At 61.4% G+C, this 19,343-nt stretch carries 19 protein-coding genes; 13 read left to right on the forward strand and 6 right to left on the reverse strand.

Annotated features, from left to right (window positions below):
* The first annotated feature begins 72 nt into the window (after positions 1-72).
* From AB7M22_RS09000 to metC, 9 genes are all read left to right on the forward strand, one after another.
* Positions 73-915, forward strand: coding sequence for a transporter substrate-binding domain-containing protein (locus AB7M22_RS09000; protein WP_454185985.1), 843 nt, complete (start codon positions 73-75; stop codon positions 913-915).
* A gap of 64 nt (positions 916-979) precedes the next feature.
* On the forward strand, positions 980-1,831 hold the full coding sequence (locus AB7M22_RS09005; protein WP_454185986.1) for a transporter substrate-binding domain-containing protein: 852 nt from the start codon (positions 980-982) through the stop codon (positions 1,829-1,831).
* Complete coding sequence (locus AB7M22_RS09010) at positions 1,828-3,252, forward strand: FAD-binding oxidoreductase (protein ID WP_454185987.1); 1,425 nt, start codon at positions 1,828-1,830, stop codon at positions 3,250-3,252. Before AB7M22_RS09005 ends, AB7M22_RS09010 begins: the two co-directional genes overlap by 4 nt.
* Positions 3,249-4,460 (forward strand): aminotransferase class I/II-fold pyridoxal phosphate-dependent enzyme, encoded by a 1,212-nt coding sequence (locus AB7M22_RS09015; RefSeq protein WP_454185988.1) that lies wholly within the window; start codon positions 3,249-3,251, stop codon positions 4,458-4,460. The genes AB7M22_RS09010 and AB7M22_RS09015 overlap by 4 nt, the downstream gene beginning before the upstream one ends.
* On the forward strand, positions 4,457-5,191 hold the full coding sequence (locus AB7M22_RS09020) for an amino acid ABC transporter permease (protein ID WP_454185989.1): 735 nt from the start codon (positions 4,457-4,459) through the stop codon (positions 5,189-5,191). Before AB7M22_RS09015 ends, AB7M22_RS09020 begins: the two co-directional genes overlap by 4 nt.
* Positions 5,181-5,969 (forward strand): amino acid ABC transporter permease, encoded by a 789-nt coding sequence (locus tag AB7M22_RS09025; protein ID WP_454185990.1) that lies wholly within the window; start codon positions 5,181-5,183, stop codon positions 5,967-5,969. Before AB7M22_RS09020 ends, AB7M22_RS09025 begins: the two co-directional genes overlap by 11 nt.
* Positions 5,956-6,792 (forward strand): amino acid ABC transporter ATP-binding protein, encoded by an 837-nt coding sequence (locus AB7M22_RS09030; protein ID WP_007904450.1) that lies wholly within the window; start codon positions 5,956-5,958, stop codon positions 6,790-6,792. The genes AB7M22_RS09025 and AB7M22_RS09030 overlap by 14 nt, the downstream gene beginning before the upstream one ends.
* A 17-nt stretch (positions 6,793-6,809) precedes the next feature.
* A complete protein-coding gene (locus AB7M22_RS09035) occupies positions 6,810-7,406 on the forward strand; it encodes a cysteine dioxygenase (RefSeq protein ID WP_454185991.1) in 597 nt (198 codons plus the stop codon).
* On the forward strand, positions 7,403-10,174 hold the full coding sequence (metC, locus tag AB7M22_RS09040) for a cystathionine beta-lyase (RefSeq protein WP_454185992.1): 2,772 nt from the start codon (positions 7,403-7,405) through the stop codon (positions 10,172-10,174). The genes AB7M22_RS09035 and metC overlap by 4 nt, the downstream gene beginning before the upstream one ends.
* Here the strand turns inward: metC and AB7M22_RS09045 are convergent.
* The 4 genes from AB7M22_RS09045 to AB7M22_RS09060 all read right to left on the reverse strand — a co-directional run bounded on the left by AB7M22_RS09045 (position 10,171) and on the right by AB7M22_RS09060 (position 13,491).
* Complete coding sequence (locus AB7M22_RS09045) at positions 10,171-11,358, reverse strand: MFS transporter (RefSeq protein ID WP_454185993.1); 1,188 nt, start codon at positions 11,356-11,358, stop codon at positions 10,171-10,173. The genes metC and AB7M22_RS09045 overlap by 4 nt on opposite strands.
* 61 nt (positions 11,359-11,419) lie before the next feature.
* Positions 11,420-12,118, reverse strand: coding sequence for a dienelactone hydrolase family protein (locus tag AB7M22_RS09050; protein WP_454185994.1), 699 nt, complete (start codon positions 12,116-12,118; stop codon positions 11,420-11,422).
* 50 nt (positions 12,119-12,168) lie between these two features.
* A complete protein-coding gene (locus AB7M22_RS09055; RefSeq protein WP_454185995.1) occupies positions 12,169-12,684 on the reverse strand; it encodes an HvfX family Cu-binding RiPP maturation protein in 516 nt (171 codons plus the stop codon).
* A 117-nt stretch (positions 12,685-12,801) separates the two neighbouring features.
* A complete protein-coding gene (locus AB7M22_RS09060) occupies positions 12,802-13,491 on the reverse strand; it encodes a ferric reductase-like transmembrane domain-containing protein (protein WP_454185996.1) in 690 nt (229 codons plus the stop codon).
* A 231-nt stretch (positions 13,492-13,722) separates the two neighbouring features.
* Between AB7M22_RS09060 and glsB the strand changes: the two genes are divergently transcribed.
* The 4 genes from glsB to AB7M22_RS09080 all read left to right on the forward strand — a co-directional run bounded on the left by glsB (position 13,723) and on the right by AB7M22_RS09080 (position 17,982).
* Positions 13,723-14,631, forward strand: a complete 909-nt coding sequence (glsB, locus tag AB7M22_RS09065) for a glutaminase B (RefSeq protein ID WP_454185997.1) — start codon at positions 13,723-13,725, stop codon at positions 14,629-14,631.
* A gap of 75 nt (positions 14,632-14,706) precedes the next feature.
* Positions 14,707-15,825 carry a DUF3616 domain-containing protein gene (locus AB7M22_RS09070; RefSeq protein ID WP_454185998.1) on the forward strand — a complete coding sequence of 373 codons (1,119 nt, stop codon included), beginning with the start codon at positions 14,707-14,709 and terminating at the stop codon, positions 15,823-15,825.
* Between the two features lie 83 nt (positions 15,826-15,908).
* Complete coding sequence (locus AB7M22_RS09075; RefSeq protein ID WP_454185999.1) at positions 15,909-17,411, forward strand: aldehyde dehydrogenase family protein; 1,503 nt, start codon at positions 15,909-15,911, stop codon at positions 17,409-17,411.
* Between the two features lie 229 nt (positions 17,412-17,640).
* The gene (locus AB7M22_RS09080; protein ID WP_454186000.1) at positions 17,641-17,982 is read left to right on the forward strand and encodes a BON domain-containing protein; all 342 of its coding nucleotides are present in this window, start codon (positions 17,641-17,643) and stop codon (positions 17,980-17,982) included.
* A 90-nt stretch (positions 17,983-18,072) separates the two neighbouring features.
* On the opposite strand, the gene AB7M22_RS09085 is transcribed toward AB7M22_RS09080, so the two are convergent.
* Together AB7M22_RS09085 and cynS are read right to left on the reverse strand one after the other, a co-directional pair.
* Positions 18,073-18,732: a carbonic anhydrase gene (locus tag AB7M22_RS09085; RefSeq protein ID WP_008006778.1), complete on the reverse strand. Its 660-nt coding sequence runs from the start codon at positions 18,730-18,732 to the stop codon at positions 18,073-18,075.
* Between the two features lie 140 nt (positions 18,733-18,872).
* The gene (cynS, locus tag AB7M22_RS09090; protein WP_030130783.1) at positions 18,873-19,340 is read right to left on the reverse strand and encodes a cyanase; all 468 of its coding nucleotides are present in this window, start codon (positions 19,338-19,340) and stop codon (positions 18,873-18,875) included.
* Positions 19,341-19,343: the final 3 nt, after the last annotated feature.

Raw genomic sequence — 19,343 nt, forward strand, 5'->3', positions numbered from 1 at the left:
TACACCAACGCTGTACCTAGGATGCCCTCACATCAGGTCGGGGGACGCCGATCATTCCATGAGGGGAAATCCATGTTGCTTGAGCGCTCACCTGTAAAACGATTGTTGCCTGCCATGCTGGGCGCCTTGATCTCATTGGCCGCCAGTGCCGGTGCTCAGGCTGATGCAACGCTGGACAAAATCCAGCAACGCCATGTGCTGACAGTGGGGGTTGTACTGTCCGGCGGTCCTTTCGGCAGTATCGATCCGGGCACCCAGAAGCCACGGGGTTTGAACGTCGACCTCGCACAAGAGCTGGGCCGGCAATTGGGCGCCGAGGTGCAACTGGTGCCGGTACTGCCCGCCAACCGCGTGCAGTTTTTGCAGCAGGGCAAAGTTGATCTGCTGATCGCCAACATGGAATGGACGGCCGAGCGCGGCGAGATTCTCGGTTTTGTGCCGACACCGTTCTACCGCGTCGGCGGTTCCGCGGCGCTGCTCAAGGACAGCAAAATCACCCGTTGGGAAGACCTCAAAGGCCAGCCCGTTTGCACCTCCCAGGGCAGCAGCTACATCAAGCCGCTCACCGAGTTGGGCGTTGAGATCAAGGCCTTCAAGAGCTCGTCGGAATCCTTGCTCGCGCTGCGTGGCAACAACTGCGTCGCAGCGGTGCATGACGCCACGCTGATCAACCCGTTGATCGCCGACAACGCCGAATGGCAGGGCTATCGCGCGCTCAGCCCGGAACTCAACCCGGCCCCTTCAGTGATCTGGACCCGACCAGGCGAAAGCGATACCCAGGCTCGACTCGATCCCATCGTCAAGGAACTGCATCGCAGCGGTTGGCTGATCGAAGCCCAGACCCGCAACCGCATCACCCCCGCGTCACCGGCCTTGGTGGATTTACAGAAACAGTTCCAGGCCAACGGTGCCTGACCGGTTCACCTCATCGTTTCAATAAGCCGCCGACTGGCTCGGCGGTCGTTCAAGGAAGTCGTGCATGAACCGATATTTTTCCGCCAGAGGCCTGGCCACGTTGTGCCTGGCAGGATGCGCCGTGCTGGGCGCCAGCCTCGCTCAGGCCGACGCCACACTGGACAAGATCAAGCAACGCCACGCCATCAGCGTCGGGGTGATTCTCAGTGGCCCGCCATTCGGCACTCTCGACCCCAAGACCGGCGAGCACCTGGGCTACAACGTCGAACTGGCCAAGGGCATCGCCAAGGCGCTGGGCGTCGAGGCGCAAACGGTTTCGGTGTTGGCGCCCAACCGGGTGCAGTTCCTGCAACAGGGCAAGGTCGACATCCTGATCGCCAATATGCAGTTCACCGAAGAGCGTGCCGAGATTCTCGATTACGTGCCCACGCCTTATGAAGAAGTCGGCGGCGCCGCGTTGATTCGCAAAGGGGCGGGCATCACCCAGTGGGCTGACCTCAAGGACAAACCGGTGTGCGTGTCCCAGGGCAGCAACTTCATCAAGCCATTGCAGGAAACCTACGGCGCACAAATCAAGGCTTTCCGCAGCCAGTCCGAATCGCTGTTGTCGTTGCGCGGCAATGGCTGCGTGGCGGCGGTGCATGTCAGCCCGACCATGCATACCTTGTTGAGCGATGCCGAGTGGGCCGGGTATGAAATCCCGCTGCCGGGGGATTTGATCCCGTCGAACTCGGTGATCTGGATCCGCAAGGGCGAACACGATACCCAGGCGAAACTCGATGCCATCGTGCGCGACTGGCACCGCAGCGGCTGGTTGATCGAATTGGGCGAGCGCACCGGTATGGCGCCGTCGCAGGCCTTGCGTGACCTGCACGAGCAATACCGCAATGCGGCACCGCTGGCTGTGCGGCCATGAGTCGGCCGTTGTTCGTTGCCTTGCAGCAACTGCTCGGCGCCCGTCATGTGCAGAGCAACGAAGAGGCCGCCGCGTACCTGACCGACAAACAGGGCCGTTATGTGGGGCAGGTGCTGGCCGCGGTGCATCCGGCCAGCACCGAAGAAGTCGCGGCGGTGGTTCGTGCCTGTGTGGCTTGTGATACGCCGGTGGTGGTGCAGGGCGGCAACACCGGGCTGATGGGCGGCGCGACCCCGGACGCCAGTGGGCGCGCGGTGTTGTTGCTGCTCGACCGGATGAATCGCGTAAGGGCGGTGGACACCGACAACGACACCCTGACCGTCGAGGCGGGCTGCATTCTACAGACCATTCAGGATGTCGCCCGTGACGCCGGGCGTCTGTTCCCGCTGAGCCTGGGCGCCGAAGGCAGCTGCACCATCGGCGGTAATCTGGGCACCAATGCCGGCGGCACCGCGGTGCTGCGTTATGGCAATACCCGCGAATTGACTCTTGGCCTGGAAGTGGTCACCGCTCAGGGTGAAATCTGGAATGGCCTGCGCGGTTTGCGCAAGGACAACACCGGCTACGACTTGCGCGACCTGTTTATCGGCAGCGAAGGCACGCTCGGCATTATCACCGCCGCGACCCTGAAACTGTTTCCGCTGCCCAAAGCGCAAGCCACGGCGCTGCTGGCCTTCGACTCGTTGGCCCAGGCGGTGACGTTCCTGTCCCATGCCCGCGCCGGTTTCGGTGCCAGCCTCACGGCGTTCGAACTGCTCAGCGCCGAGTGCCTCGCGCTGCTGCGTGAGCAATTTCCCGAAGGCCCGCAACCCTTTCCTGGCGCCCGCCAGCCCTGGTTCGCGCTGTTGGAACTGTCCGATAACCACAGTGAAAGCCATGCCCGCGAAGCGTTTGAACAGGTACTGGGCGAAGCCTTCGAACAGCGCTTGCTGGCCGATGCGCTGATTGCCGAAAGCCTCGCCCAGAGCCAGGCGTTGTGGCTATTGCGCGAAAACATGAGCGAGGCGCAGAAGCGTGCCGGTCGCAACATGAAGCACGACATCTCGGTGCCGATTTCCCAGGTGGTGGCGTTTGTTGCCGATACCGATGCTTTGTTGCAGCGTCATTTTCCCGGTGTGCGGCATTACACCTTCGGCCATCTGGGCGACGGTAACCTGCACTACAACGTCGCCCATCCGCAGGATTCGACGGTCGAGGCGCACATGGTCCATTACGCGGCACTCAGCCAACTGGTGCACGACAGCGCCCACGCCCACGGCGGTTCAATCAGCGCTGAACACGGTATCGGCCAGCACAAACGGGAGATGCTCGGGCGCTATAAAAGTCCGGTAGAACTCAACCTGATGCGCCGGATCAAGCAGGCGCTGGACCCGAACAATCTGCTGAACCCTGGCAAGGTATTGGAGGCGATCGAGTCATGAATGTTCGCCTGTCCAAACGCGTGCAGCGCGTCTCGCTGTCGGCCAATGCCGCCGCCAAATCCCAAGCCACGGCCCTGCGCGAGGCCGGTCGCGACATCCTCGACCTGACCACCGGCGAGCCGGATTTCGACACCCCGGACCATATCAAGCAGGCCGCTTATGCCGCCATCGCTGGCGGTGCCACCAAGTACACGCCGACACCGGGCGTGAAGGCCTTGCGAATTGCGGTGCAACGCAAGCTCCGGCAGGAAAACCATCTGGACTACCCGCTGGAATCGATCGTGATTGCCAACGGTGCCAAACAGATCATCTTCAATGCCTTCGCCGCCACCCTCGATGACGGCGATCAAGTGCTGGTGCCGACGCCGTATTGGCCGTCGTTTCCGGACAGCGTGCGGTTCAATGGCGGCGAGCCGGTGTTCATCGAATGCGGGTTGGCGCAAGGCTGCAAGCTGACGGCCGAGCAGTTGGAGCAATACATCGGCGAGCGGACTCGCTGGCTGATCCTCAACGGCCCCGGCAACCCCAGCGGCGCGGTGTACAGCGCGGCCGAGTTGCAAGCCTTGGCCGAAGTGCTGCGGCGCCATCCCCAGGTGCTGATTCTGCTGGATGAGCTCTACGAACACATCCGCTTCGACGGTCGGCCGGCCCAGAGCCTGCTCAACGTCGCGCCGGATTTGCAGTCGCGCTGCCTGCTGGTGGGCGGCGTGTCCAAGACCTACGCCATGACCGGTTGGCGAATCGGTTTCGGTGCCGGACCGCAAGCGCTGGCCAATGCGATGACCGTCGTGCAATCGCAATCCACCTCGGGTGCTTCTTCGGTAGGGCAAGCCGCCGCGTTGGCAGCTTTCGAGGGCGGACTGGATTTCTTGCGGTCGCAGGTCGCGGCCTATCAGCAACGCCGGGATTTACTGGTGAGTGCTTTACGCAAAGTCGACGGCCTCGAAGTGCTCGAACCTCAAGGTGGTTTCTTCGTATTTATCCGCTGCTCCGGATTATTGGGCCGCTATCGCCCGGATGGTCAGCGTCTTGAAACCGATGCCGACGTCGTTGCGTATTTGCTGGAGGAGGGCGTGGCCGGCGTAGCGGGCAGCGCTTATGGCTTGTCGCCGTGGTTTCGCCTGTCCATTGCCACTGCAACTGAAACCGTCGCCGAGGCCGGACGACGCATCGCTCAAGCCTGCGGGCAATTGCGGGGCGAACCATGAATCACTGGCTGGAATTGTTCGTCCACTGGGCCGCCAGCTTCGGCCTGAACTACAGTTTTTTGCTGGACGCCTATCAGTGCGGAACCCTGGAGCAGGGCGCGCTGACCACGGTGTTGCTGTGCCTGTTCACCATCGTCGGCAGCCTGCTGGCGGGTCTCGGGTTGGCGGCGATGTTGACCTCGGGTAACCCCTGGCTGGCGAAACCTGCGCGGGTGTTTGTCGAAGTCACCCGCAACACGCCGACGCTGGTGCAGCTGTATTGCGCGTTCCTGGTGCTGAACATGCTGCTGACCCAGGCCGTCGGCGCGGCCAACCCGCTGACGCCGTTCGCTTGGGTGGTGATCGTGATTTCGCTGCACAAGGGCGCGTTCCATGCCGAAGCCTTGCGCGCCGGCATCGAAGCCGTGCCAGCGGTGACGATGGAGGCAGCCAGTTCGCTGGCGTTCAGCCGCCGCCAGTTGTTGTGGAATGTGCAACTGCCGCTGGCCCTGCGCTTCGCCTTGCCGTCGCTGATCAACAACCTGATCGACCTGGTGAAGATGACCGCCGTCGCCTCGGCGATTGCCGTCGGCGACATCACCTACGCGGCGATCATGATCTGGACCCAGAGCGATAACGTGCTGGAGTTGATGATTCTGATCCTGACGTTTTTCGGTCTGCTGAGTTTTACCGTCAATTGTGTGGGGCGCCTGCTCGAAGCGCGCCTGAGGATGCCCGGCTATGGCCATTGAATCGTCCGTCACCGCGCCAGTGGCCTGGCCACGGCGGCATGTCGGCAAGTTGCTATTGCTGGCGGTTGCCGTGCTCTGGCTGATGTATTTCGCCCCGCACAGCCCAGTGCTCAAGGCCTTGCTGCAATGGTCACCGGCGCTGGTCGTGGGCTTTGGCCAGAACATTCTGATCAGCCTGGTGGCGATCGGGCTGGGGTCGTTGCTGGGGCTGCTGGTGGGCGCCCTGGGGTTGTCGCCGTTGTGGTTGCTGCGCTTGCCGGCGCGGATCTGGGTGCAGGTTTTTCGCAATGCGCCGTGGCTGGTGCTGATCTATTTCACCACCTATGTGTTCCCGTTCGAGATCCACATCGGCAGCACCTATGTCTCGTTTCCGGACTGGGTCAAGGTCACCCTTGGCCTGGCGTTGCCGGCGAGCGCCAACGTCGCGGAGATCTTCCGTGGCGCGGTCGCCTCGATCCCCAGCACCCAATGGGAAGCTGCACGTTCCCTGGCGTTCACCCGAGGGCAGATTTTCCGCTCGATCATCCTGCCGCAGTGCTTCAAGCGCATGTTGCCGCCGTGGATGAACCTCTACGCGGTGATCACCATGGGCACCGCGCTGGCGTCATTGGTGGGCGTGCATGACGTGATCGACACCGCGCAAATCGCCAGCAACACGGTGAACCTGACCGGTTTTACCGTGGTGATTTACCTGAGCCTGCTGGTGCTGTTCTTTGTTTACTGCTACCCGATTTCCCGACTCACCCAACACCTGGAGCGACGTTATGCCTTCTACTGAAACCGTCGCTGAACCTCTGGTCAGCCTGCGTGACCTGCACTTGTCATTTGGCAGCAACCCGGTGCTCAAGGGCATCGACCTCGACGTGCACCGTGGGCAAGCCGTGTCGATCATCGGCCCGTCCGGTTCCGGCAAGTCGACGATCCTGCGTTGCATCACCGGCCTGTTGCAGCCTCAGCGCGGCAGTATTCGCGTCGGCACCACCGAGGTTCACACCCTGGCCCAGGAAGCCCAGCGCATCGAGTTGCGCAAGCGCGTTGGGTTTGTGTTCCAGCAGTACAACCTGTTCCCGCATTTGTCGGTGCTGGAGAACCTGGTGATCGCACCGCGCAAAGTGCTGGGGCGCAACCGCGCCGAGGCGGAGAAAGACGCCCGCGCCTTGCTGGCCAAAGTGCGCATGGAGCACAAGGCTGATGCTTATCCGGGACAACTTTCCGGCGGTCAGCAGCAGCGAGTGGCGATTGCTCGGGCGTTGGCCATGCGCCCGGAATTGATTCTGTTCGATGAGGTGACCTCGGCCCTCGACCCGGAAACCGTCGGCGAGGTGCTGACGGTGATTCGCGAGCTGACCGAAGAGGGCATGACCTGCGTGCTGGTGACCCACGAAATGCGTTTCGCCGAAGAGATCAGCGACATCGTCTACTTCACCGAAAACGGCGTGATCGTCGAGCACGGCAGCGCCGCGCAGATTTTCCAGCACCCCACCAGCGAACGCACTCAAGAGTTTCTGCGTCATGCCCTGGGCGATCCGGGACGCCGTCCCCGCGTCGCCAACGATCCGTATCTGTTGACCAACCTGAGCCGCTACAGCCTGTCTGTCTAATACCGAGGAGCCTGTTCATGAGTACCGATAACCGTGCCGCCGTCATCGAAGATTTCCTCAAGAAGATCCGCATCATCAATCAACGCGGCGTCGACCGTGCTGCATTGACGCAAATCATCGCCTTGCTCGAAACCCTGGCCGAGCGTCGCGATCTGTTCAATTTCGACGCGTTCCCGGCGCCAGTGCCAGGGCAGGGCAGCACCGCGTTCCGCTACCGTCTCAATGACGATGGCGACACGCCGACGTTGTACCTCAACTCGCTGTTGCCGGGCAAAAGCACCATCCCGCACAACCACGAAACCTGGGCGATCATCAGCGCCGTCGAAGGCCAGGAAATCAACTACGTCTACGCCCGTGATGACGACGGTCGCGAGCCTGGGTTCACCACCCTGCGCCTGGAAAAAGAAGTGATCGTGCAGCCTGGCACATCGATCTCGTTCCTCGGTGAAGACCTGCATGGCATCCGTGTCGAAGGCGAGCAGCCGACCTTGCATTTCCACCTGTACGGCTTGCCCCTGGAATCGCTCAATGGCCGTTATGGGGTCGAGGCCGACGGGCGCATTCTCAATTACAACGCCTCGCAGATGGCACCGTCGATCAAGGCCTATGCATGAGCCAGACCGTAACCCCAGGGCAACTGCAGCAATGGCTGTTCGACGGGCAGGAAATTGCCCTGTTTGACGTGCGTGAGCACGGCCAATATGGCGAAGCCCATCTGTTTCACGGGGTGAACCTGCCCTACAGTCGCCTGGAGCTGGAGGTCCGACGCCTGGCGCCGAATCCACAGGTGCGGTTGGTTATTTATGACCAGAACGGTGGGGACGTCGCGGCCCGCGCCGCTCAGCGTCTGCAGGTGTTGGGGTATGGCCGCGTGCATATTCTCGACGGTGGTGCCGATGGCTGGCAGGCGGCAGGCCTACAACTGTTTGCCGGCGTGCACGTGCCGTCCAAGGCCTTTGGCGAGTTGGTGGAAGAGGTCAGTCATACGCCGCACGTCACCGCCAGGCAGTTGGCCGAATGGCAAGCCCGGGGCGAACCGCTGGTGGTGCTGGACGGTCGGCCGTTCGACGAATACCGCAAGATGACCATCCCCGGCTCTGTCTGCTGCCCGAATGGTGAATTGGGCTATCGCGTATACGATCTGGTGCCGGACGACAGCACGCCGATCGTGGTCAATTGCGCCGGTCGTACCCGCAGCATTATTGGCGCCCAGACCCTGATCAATCTGGGTCTGAAGAACCCGGTCTACGCCCTCGAAAATGGGACCCAGGGCTGGTACCTGGAAGACCTTCAGCTGGAGCATGGCAGCACCCGTCGCTATGCCGATGAGGTGTCATCGAAGACCTTGCCGCAACAGCGCCTCGCGGCGGCACAATTGGCCGAACGAGCCGGGGTAAAAACCGTTGCGACCGCGCAGGTCGAGCAGTGGGCGGGGGAGGCCGCACGTAGCCTGTTTCTGTGTGACGTGCGCACCGCCGAGGAGTTTGCCGCTGGCAGCCTGCCGGGCGCGCAACACACGCCGGGTGGTCAGCTGATTCAATCCACCGATCTGTACATCGGCGTGCGCCAGGCGCGGGTGGTGTTGATTGACAGCGATGGCGTGCGGGCACCGATTATTGCCAGTTGGCTTCGGCAGTTGGGGCATGAGGCTTATGTTTTAGCGGATGGGGTGAACAGCGATCTGGCGTTGCCTGCGGTTGAGCCCCTCGCTCACGAAGCGTTGCCAGTGATCACGGCACAAGCCCTGAACGATGCGCTGAAGGATAACGCCGTGGCACTGATTGACCTGCGCCCGAGCATGAACCATCGCAAAGCCCATATCGCGGGCTCGCGCTGGTCAATCCGCTCGTTGCTGGCGAGTGACGTGGCCGGTGAACAGCGGCCTCTGGTGCTGCTGGCCGATGATCCGCTGCTGGCTGCGTTCGCGACGCTGGAGTTGCCCGACGCTCAGCGTGCACAAACCCGCCTGTTGGACGGCGGTGTCGAGGCCTGGCGTGCAGCGGGGTTTGTGCTGCAAGAGGATGCCAACACACCGCCCGATCACCAGTGCATCGATTTCCTGTTCTTTACTCATGATCGCCACTCCGGCAACAAGGAGGCGGCGCGCCAGTATCTGGCTTGGGAAATAGGCTTGTTGGCGCAAATGAGCGCAGACGAAATCGCCAGCCTCAAACCGTTGCGCGCACAGTCTCAAGCCACCCGTGATGCACGGGTTCGTACCCGTCTGGTGCATTCGGCGCGAACTGAAAAGGGCCGTGGTGGTCGGGCGGTCAACGTGCCGGTCACTCGTTTGAGCACGGTGCTGTTCGACAACCTTGCACAAATGCGCGACGCCCGTGCTCGTCGTGATAGCGAACGGGTTCTGAGCTATGGCGCCCGAGGCAATCCGACAGCCTTCGCCTTGGAAGATCTGGTGACGGAACTGGAGGGCGGTTACCGCACCCGCTTGTACGGCACCGGGCTGGCGGCGGTGGCGCAGACGTTTCTGGCGTACTTGCGGCCCGGCGATCATGTGCTGATCACCGACGCGGTGTACGCGCCCGTGCGGCGTCTGGCCCGGGAGCTGCTTGAGCCGTTCGGCATCCAGGTCAGCTACTTCGCGCCTGACGGCAGCGGGCTGCAATCTCAACTGCAAGCGCAACTGCAAGCCAACACCAAAATGGTCTACACCGAAGTGCCCGGCTCGCTGTTGTATGAACTCTGCGACCTGCCGGCCATTGCCGCCTTGTGCAAACCGCGCGGCATCCTGCTGGCCGTGGACAACACCTGGGGCTCGGGCTACCTGTACCGGCCGCTGACCCTGGGCGCGGACATCTCGATCATGGCGTTGACCAAGTACCTGTGCGGTCACAGCGATGTGGTCATGGGCAGCGTCTGTACCCGGCAAGAGGTCTGGCAGCCACTGGCATCCATGAGCGACACCTTTGGCATCACCGTCAGCCCCGACGATGCCTATCTCGTGCTGCGCGGTGCACGAACCCTGGCGCCGCGCCTCGACGTACACGAACGCCAGGCCCTGGAAATCGCTCAATGGCTACAGGCGCAACCGCAGGTGAAGCGGGTGTTCCATCCAGCGCTGCCCGATCATCCCCATCACGCACTGTGGCGACGGGACTTCAATGGCAGCAACGGTTTGCTCTCCTTCGAACTGCGCGAGGCCGACGCCACGTACGTCGAACGGTTTATCGATGCGCTGCAGGTGTTTGGTCTGGGCGCGTCCTGGGGCGGCTATGAAAGCCTGGTCACCGTCGCTGATACCAAGGATCGCAACAGCGCGGCAGATCGTGCATTGAACCCGGTGCTGCGGCTGCACATCGGCCTGGAAGATGTCGACGCGTTGATCGAGGATTTGCAACGCGGGTTCGCCGCCGCTGCGGACTAGGGCTTGCGCAGCACAAGCAACAACAGCGCCGCTGCCGCCAGCACCGCCCCGACGATGAAGGTGCTGGCCGAGCCCGAGGTCTCCCACAGCGCGCCAGCGAGCACGCTGGCGATCAACAGGCACACGCCGCTGATCAGATTGAACAGGCCGAATGCCGTGCCCCTGAGATGTTCGGGCGCGGTGTCGGCGATCAGCGTCGCGAGAATGCCTTGGCTGAAGCCCATGTGCAGACCCCACAGGGCCACGCCCGCCAGCATGGTCATGATCGAATCCGCTTGCGCCAATAACAGGTCCGCCAGGATCAGCAAGACGATGCCGACACACAGCACTTTGGTGCGGCTGATCCGGTCGGACAACCAGCCGGCAGGGTAGGCGGACACGGCATAGAGCAGCGACATGACCACCATCACCATCGGCACCCAAGTGGCTGTCAGGCCTGTTTGTTGCGCCTTCAAAACCAGAAAGGCTTCGCTGAAACGGGCCAGCGTGAAGAGCCCGCCGACGATCACCACCCACCAGTAACCACGGGAAAAATCCCGCAGAACCTTCCAGTGGATGGGCGAGCGAAAGGTGCGTTCGCCAGCGGCAGCGGTCGGTTCTTTTACCCCGCCGACAATCAGCGCCACCGATATCACCGCCGGGATCACCGCAAACCACAACACCAGATGGATCTGACCGAGCCAAAGCATCAGCACGATCGCCAGGATCGGACCCAGAATGGCGCCCACGGTGTCCATCGATTGGCGCATGCCAAAACAGGCACCACGTATTTCGGCGGGTGCCACATCGGCAACCAGCGCATCTCGCGGCGCGCCACGAATGCCTTTGCCGATGCGATCCAGAAAACGCGCGGTGAACACCACCTCCACCGAGTGTGCGAGGGGAAAGAGTGGCTTCGACAAGGCTGCCAGACCGTAGCCCATCAACAGCAGGCCTTTACGCCGGCCGATAAAATCGCTGATGGCGCCGGAGAAGATCTTGGTCAGCATCGCGGTCGCCTCGGCGATGCCCTCGATCACCCCGACGGTCAACGCGCTCGCGCCTAAGGTCGTGACCAGAAACACCGGCAGCAGGCTGTGCACCAGCTCTGAAGACAGGTCCATGAACAGGCTGACAAAACCCAGGGCCCAGACTGTGGAAGGGATTCGCAGTGAGGCCGGTCTGGGTTTTGAGAGGTTGTCCATGCTGGTTTCCGGGATTGAATGCTCACCGATTGTCTATGTCGCCAACCCCGACGATCAGGCCTTAAAGGTTCTGACTCAAGAAGAGCAGCGTATTGCCATGTGCCTCGACCGCCGCCCGCTGGTTGTAACTGTCACGGTGTGAGCAGTTGAAGCCATGTTCGGCCCCCGGATACACCTCGATATCGACGTCATCGTTGAACTCGAAACGCTCGGCGATTTGCTTCACGGCGTCGATGGGGATGTGGCTGTCCTGTTCGCCGAAGTGCATCAGCATCGGCACCTTGAGTTCACCGGCGCGATCCAGTTGGTTCTGAATGCCGCCGCCGTAGTAGGCGATCGCCACGTCGACGAAACCATTGGCCGCGGTGTTGTACGACAGCATGCCGCCGAAGCAGAAACCGATCGAAGCGATTCTGCCGTCCAGCCCCGGATGAGCCTTCAGGGCATCAATGGCCAGTTTGATGTCGGCCTGCGCTTTTTGGGTGTCGGTGGCGTTCATCAACTCGACGGCGCGTTTCCAGCCGGCTTCGTCGTAGCCCAGTTCGATACGGTGGCCGTTGCGCCAGAACAGATCCGGCGCGATGACCAGGTAGCCGTCGGCGGCGTATTGCTCGGCGACCGAGCGGATGTGCTCGTTGACGCCGAAGATTTCCTGAATCAGCACAATCCCCGGACCTTTACGGGTGTGAGGAATGGCCAGGTAAGCGCCGAACGTGCCCTCGGCGCTGGTGATCTCGATCCATTGGGTGGTTACGCTCATGACGGCTCCTTTTTACACAAGTTGGGTGGGGTTACCGAGACGCTGGCGTATCAGCGGTGACTGCGCCGCCAGAAGTATCGAGCCAACAGCGCGTCCACGCTGAGTTTGCCGGCCCCCGAGAGCAGCAACGGCATGAGGGCGGCGAGGTAGATCAGCGGCAGTTTGAAGTTGCCATGGCCTTTATTGCTGATGGCATAACCTTGGGCAAGTTCACTCAATGTAGACCAATCGGCGGGCCAGTGAACGGCGGCGGTCGCGACGATGGTAACCACGGTCAGAACAACCGCCGAAACCCGCGTTCCCAGGCCCGCCAGCAGGGCGAGGGCGCAGATCAATTCGGCCCACATCGCCAGTTCCCAGTTCAACGTGGCCGGAACGTGGTTGAAGGGAAACGGGAAGCGGTTCTGGATGTCGGCGAACCAGTTCTGGCCGTTCCATTTTTCCAGGCCGGATTCGAAAAACTCCCAGGCCAGAAACACCCGCAAGGTCAGGGGGGCGATCCAGCTGCCGGCACGGTCGAGGTTCAGGTGCAGGCCTTTGAGGGCCGATGAGAGAGAGGTATTCATGGGCTTGAGCTCCGGGATTTGATTCTGATACGACACAACTGCCAGGCAGCCCCCAACCCAATGTGGGAGCGAGCCTGCTCGCGATGACGGCCTGTCAGCCGACATCAATATTGAATGTCAGCCTGCTATCGCGAGCAGGCTCGCTCCCACAGGGGATTGTGGTGTTCCAGGGGGGGGGCATTCGGTCAATAGCGTGTTTCTGACCGACCGTTTGTACTTCAGCGCAATCTTGCCCAGCAGCCGAACGACGATTGCCGAGAACATCAAACCGAACGGCAGGACGTACCAGGCGCTCATGGGGATGCGTTTGAAGTTGGAGTAGGTGAACACCGCCGCGAGCACCCACATGCCGCTGACGTGCAGGGCTTTCCAGGGTTTGGGGCCGATCAGTCGCGCCGTGGTTTTGAATGAGGTCAACGCCATCAGCAGAATAAACAGGTAACCGACCGAGCCCGGGATGTTGCCGACCGTGGTGCGGCCGGGCCAGAACTCGGGGTTCAGTTGGCCATAGCTGTAGATCAGGATGGCGTGCACCAAGTGGGAAAACGCGAAGGCCAGGCCGATGAAGCGGCGTTCGCGCACCAACGAACGGGTGAAAGGCGAGGGCACCAGCACCGCGAAAGCGGAGGCGGTGAACGCGGCGAGAAACAGTGCAAACGAAGTGCGCGCGGTAGCGCGAATGGCGCTGCGGGTGGCTTCCACCAGATCCGGGTTCAGCAACAGAATCAGGCCGGTCATCACCAGCACCAACAAGGACAGCAGGCCAAACAACGACCAGCCGTGGTAACGGGGAACTTGGGTCATCATGACAACACTCCTGAGCAAAGGGCCGACCCGGTTTTTGCCGGTGGTCAGCGGACAGCAGGAGTTTTTCAACCAGGTGTGTGGGCGGTATGTCCGAAAGATCGCCGGGCGCAAGTTCATGTATCCCAGGGCGCATCAGATACATTCCCATACAAAACTGTGATTCAGCACCGACCAGCAGCGTCTAGCGACAGTGTCCCCGCAATCCCATGGGGCGAGACTTCGGAACCCGGCATGCAAGCGCTGTTGAACGAGATCCTTGACGCAGTCCGACCGTTGATCGGTCAGGGCAAAGTGGCTGACTACATTCCCGCCCTCGGCACCGTGCCGTCCAATCAGTTGGGCATTGCCGTGTATGGCAATGACGGCGAGTTGTTTTGTGCCGGAGACGCCGACACGCCGTTCTCGGTGCAGAGTATCTCCAAGGTATTCAGCCTGGTGCAGGCCATCGACCATTCCGGCGAAGCGATTTGGGAGCGTCTGGGCCATGAGCCGTCCGGGCAGCCGTTCAACTCGCTGGTGCAGCTGGAATTCGAACGCGGGCGCCCGCGCAATCCCTTCATCAACGCTGGTGCGCTGGTGATCTGCGACATCAACCAATCCCGCTTTGCCGCGCCGGCATTGTCGATGCGCGATTTTGTCCGGCGTTTGTCCGGCAACCCGAATGTCATGGTGGACGGCAAGGTCGCCGAGTCGGAATACCAGCACCGCGCACGCAACGCGGCGATGGCTTATCTGATGCAGTCGTTCGGCAACTTTCATAACGACGTCGAAGCCGTGCTGCGCAGCTACTTCAGCCATTGCTCGCTGCGCATGAGTTGCGTGGATCTGGCCCGCACGTTCTGCTTTCTGGCCAACGACGGTTTCTGCAAACACAGCGGCGCACAGATCCTCAGCGCCCGCCAGACCCAGCAAGTCAACTCGATCATGGCCACCAGCGGGCTGTACGACGAAGCGGGCAACTTTGCCTATCGCGTCGGTCTGCCGGGCAAAAGCGGCGTGGGCGGGGGCATTGTCGCAGTGGTGCCGGGGCAATTCACGGTGTGCGTCTGGTCTCCGGAATTGAACGCCGCCGGCAACTCCCTCGCCGGCATGGCCGCGCTGGAGTTGTTGAGTCAGCGGATCGGCTGGTCGGTGTTCTGATGGCATTTCTTGACTAGCGCTCGATGACCGCTACCGTGAAGCAGGCATTCTTTGACTCAAGGGGCGGGTGACTTCATGGTGAATTTCGGTTCCGCGCTTCTAGTCTTCAATGACCCGGACACTGATTTGCGCAAAGGGTTGTCTGCCGTGGTCCAGATAGGCGACACCCTGTGGGTCGCCAATGATGAATCCTTGAGCCTGGAGCGCTTCACCTTGCGTGAGCGCGTCGGTGCGGGCGAGTTTCTGTTTGACCAGCACAAACAATTCCCGTTGGCGTCCCTGTTGGCGCTGCCGGTCATCCCGACGATTGGCGAAGAATTCGTTGAGGCAGACCTGGAAGGCATGAGTTACGACCGCGACACGGGGTATCTCTGGATTGTGGGGTCTCACAGCCTGAAACGGAAAAAACCCGATAGCACCAAGTCCTGGAAGAAAAACGCCGAGCGTTTGGCAACGGTCAGTCGCGATGGCAATCGTTTTCTCCTGGCCCGGATTCCGGTGGTCGAAGAAAACGGGACGTTCACTTTGGTGAAGAGCACCGTTAGCGATGGTCGAGTCGCCGCCCAATTGGCGGGCAATCAACTGGGTAACGAATTGCTCGATGAACTCAAGGACGACGAGCATGTGGGGGCATTTCTGCACATCCCCGGCAAGGACAACGGGTTCGATACCGAAGGCCTTGAGGTCAACGGCAATCGTGTGTTTATCGGGCTGCGGGGGCCGGTGTTGCGTGGCTGGACAATTGTTCTGGAGGTCGAACCCGAGGACCATCCCGATGCTGCTCATACACTGACGCTGAAAAAAATCGGGCCCAAGGGGCGCAAATACCGAAAGCATTTTCTCCAGCTGGATGGACTCGGCGTCAGGGACTTATGCATCGATGGTGACGACATGTTGATCCTGGCCGGGCCGACAATGAACCTCGACGGGCCTGTCAGCTTGTTTCGATGGCTCAACGGCGCCAGACCAACAGACGAAAGTTTTGTCTTCAGCGAACAACTGACGCCGGCCCTGGAGGTTCCTTACGGGCAAGGCGAGGATAAAGGCTGCGATCATGCCGAAGGAATGACCTTTGTCAGCACCGCCGGCGTAGAAGAACCCTTGCTGCTGGTGGTCTATGACGCGAATGCCGCGTGGCGCAAACAGGGGAGCAATCGCCTGGAGCAAGATGTATTTCGACTGGCAAAAAAGTAACCGCCAGTGGGCCCCGGTGAATGACGCTTCATGGATTTTCCTATACATTTTCTGGCCGCTCCCCTGCATGGTGTAACTGTTTCATGTCTCTTGCGCTCGAACGTCTAGTCGCCGGCACGCCGATCCCTTTTGCCGGTAATCGTGTCACTGTCGTCAGCCCCGAACTGGCGGCGCGCTTTCAGCCCGGCGACCATCTGCTGGTGGAGCAGGTCAGCGGCGAGTTGTTGCTGATCCCGGTAGCGGACCAACAAGCGGCGGCGGTCGCCATCGAGCGCGCCGAAGCGGCGTTTACCGCCATGTCCAGCGTCTCGGATCAGGCCATCGGCGAGTTCTTCGATCGCTTTGCGCAACGCCTGGAAACCCCGGAATGCTGGGCCTTGATTGCGGCCGCCAACCTGGCTGACATCGAGCGGGCCAAGGCTCGCGGGCGTTCCACCACGCGGTTGCTCGCCGATGAGCGCATGCGCCGCGACATGATCGCCGGCCTGCGAGCCTGGCGCGATGCACCGGCCACTCGCGGCAAGGTCGTGAGCTGCGTCGAGCATGACGGCTGGAAAGTCGAGCAAGTGGTCTCTCCATTGGGCATCGTCGCCTTCGTGTTTGAAGGCCGGCCGAATGTCTTCGCCGACGCCGCCGGTGTGTTGCGCACCGGTAACACCGCAGTGCTGCGCATTGGCAGCGACGCGTTGGGCACCGCCCAGGCCATCGTCAGCCATGCATTGAATCCGGCATTGGCCGACGCCGGGTTACCGGCCGGAGCAGTTTCGCTGGTGGAAAGCGTCAATCACGCCGCCGGTTGGGCGATGTTCGCCGACCGGCGCTTGTCGCTGGCTGTGGCCCGTGGGTCGGGGCGTGCGGTCAGTCAGTTGGGCAGCATCGCGCAACAGGCCGGCACGGCCGTCAGCCTGCACGGCACCGGTGGCGCCTGGCTGATCGCCGACAAGGACGCCGATGCCCAGCGCTTTGCCGCCGTGGTGCGCAACTCGCTGGACCGAAAAGTCTGCAACACCCTGAACGTGTGCCTGATCCACCGCGATCGCGCCGCCGAACTGGTGCCGCTGTTTCTCGACGCACTGCAACAGGCCGGCACCGCTCGGGGCCAGGGCTGCAAGTTGCATATTGTCGAGGGCAGTGAGGCCTGTTTGCCGGCCGATTGGCAGACCGCGAGCGTCGAGGTGTACCGCGCCGAAGGCTATCAGACCGAAGCGTTGGCCGAACCGCTGCCCGAGGATCAATTGGGGCGCGAGTGGGAATGGGAAGAAACCCCGGAAGTCAGCCTGAAGATCGTCGACGACCTGGACCAGGCCATCACCTTGTTCAACCGCTACAGCCCGCAATTCACCGTGTCGCTGATCAGTGAAGATGCCCAGGCCCAGGAGCGTTTCTACAACGCGGTCAACGCGCCTTTTGTCGGCAACGGGATTACCCGTTGGGTCGATGGACAGTACGCGCTGAACAAGCCGGAACTGGGGCTTTCGAACTGGGAGAGCGGGCGTCTGTTTGCGCGCAGCGCGATTCTCTCGGGGGATGGTGTGTTCACGATCCGTAGCCGCATGACCCAGACGAGTCTGTCGGTCAAACGCTGAAACGGCATTCCAGAACGGTGAAAATCCTGTAGGAGCGAGGCTTGCCCGCGAAGAATGCACCGCGGTTTTCAGGTATTACGCGTTATCGTTCTTCGCGGGCAAGCCTCGCTCCTACAGGATCAGGGACAGCCCCCCCGACCGCAGGCAACGGCACGCACTATACTTAATGTGTGTCCGTGTCTGCGTGGGGACGGACAGCGCATCTGATTACGTCAGAGAGGGTTGCGCCATGAAACTTCATTCCTTTCAACATTATTCTCATGGTCTGGAAACGGTCGTTCACGACACTTGGACTACCGCCCGGGTGAAGTCGGCCCTGGCATTGGCCGAAACCACCCTCGGCCTGAATGTCCATGTCAAAACCCATGCGGGCACGGTGGCATTGAGCGGTCGCGTCAACACTCACAGGCAGTGTGAGCAGGCTGTTGCTCTGGCCCGTTCGGTGCATGGTGTCGTCAATATAGATGCCAGCGAATTGCTCACTCACGTGTTCACCCCAGGACATTCTCCAGAAGCACCGAATGCCGAAGAGACCACTGAGCGTCGGCCACCTTCGTCAGACGACAAATGACTATGGTGATCCAGTGAGTGTCATGCCTGTTCGCAGCCATGGACGGGCGCAGTCGCGCGCCTGCCCATTTTGTAACGCTGCGCCAAACCTTCAGGCGGCTTCGACCGCTTGGCCATAAACGGCACAGGTGTCTGGATGCTCGGCCAGCGATACGAAGTTGCGACGGCTGGCATCCAGCGCATCGACGGAGCCGGTCTCGATGTCATAAACCCAACCATGCAGGTTCAGCAGGCCTTTTTCCTGGGCCAGACGCACGCTCGGGTGAGTCTGGATGTTCGCCAGTTGGGCGATGACATTTTCCCGGACCATCGAACTCACCTTGGCTGCGTCGCTGGCGTGAGGGCGGGAGTCATTGATGACCTTGGCCGACTCGGCGTGTTGCAACCAGCCGCTGACGGCGGGCAGGTGATCCATGCATGTGCACTGGGCGATGGCGGTCATGGCGCCACAATCCGAATGCCCGCAGATCACGATGTCCGTCACGCCCAATACCGCGACGGCATATTCGACCGTGGCCGACACGCCGCCGGGGTGCGGACTGTAAGAGGGCACGATATTGCCGGCATTGCGCACCACGAACAGTTCGCCGGGTTCTTGCTGGGTCAACAATTCCGGCACCACACGGCTATCGGAACAGGTGATGAACAACGTGCCGGGATGCTGGGTGGTGGCCAGGTGTTTGAACAGGTCGGTACGTTGCGGGAAGGCTTCGTTCTGGAACTTCAATAAACCTTCGATAAGCGCTTTCATGGCGGACTTCCTTGCATGAGTGAGGGGGGAAGACGCACAAACCTGTAGGAGCGAGGCTTGCCCGCGAAGAATGCACTGCGGTTTTTCAGGTATTACGCGTCATCGTTCTTCGCGGGCAAGCCTCGCTCCTACAGGCTGTCTTAGAACGGACGCAATGGCAGGAACTTGCCGTCCAGGGTAATCACTGCGCGAGAACCACCTTCCGGGTCTTCAACTTTCTTCATGTCGAGTTTGAAGTTGATCGCGCTGATGATGCCGTCGCCGAATTGCTCGTGAACCAGGGCTTTGAGCGTGGTGCCGTAGATCTGGATCATTTCGTAGAAACGGTAGATGGTCGGGTCGGTCGGGACACCCGAGAGGCTGCCGCGCAGCGGAATGATCTGCAGGCGAGCCACGGCGTCGGCGTCCAGTTCGAGTTTCTCGCCAATCACCTTGGCGGCGGCTTCCGGCAGCGGATGCTGGCCGAGCAGGGCGGCGGTGACGTAGGCCAAACCCAGGCCGGTGCCGTCGGTCAGATCTTGCCAGGACAGATTCTTGCGCGCCTTGGCATCGAGGATCGAAGTGGTCAGGGCCAGACTCGGGTCCTGGTAAGCGTGGGACTGTTGCATGGT

The organism is Pseudomonas sp. ADAK2 TE3594 (assembly GCF_053628675.1).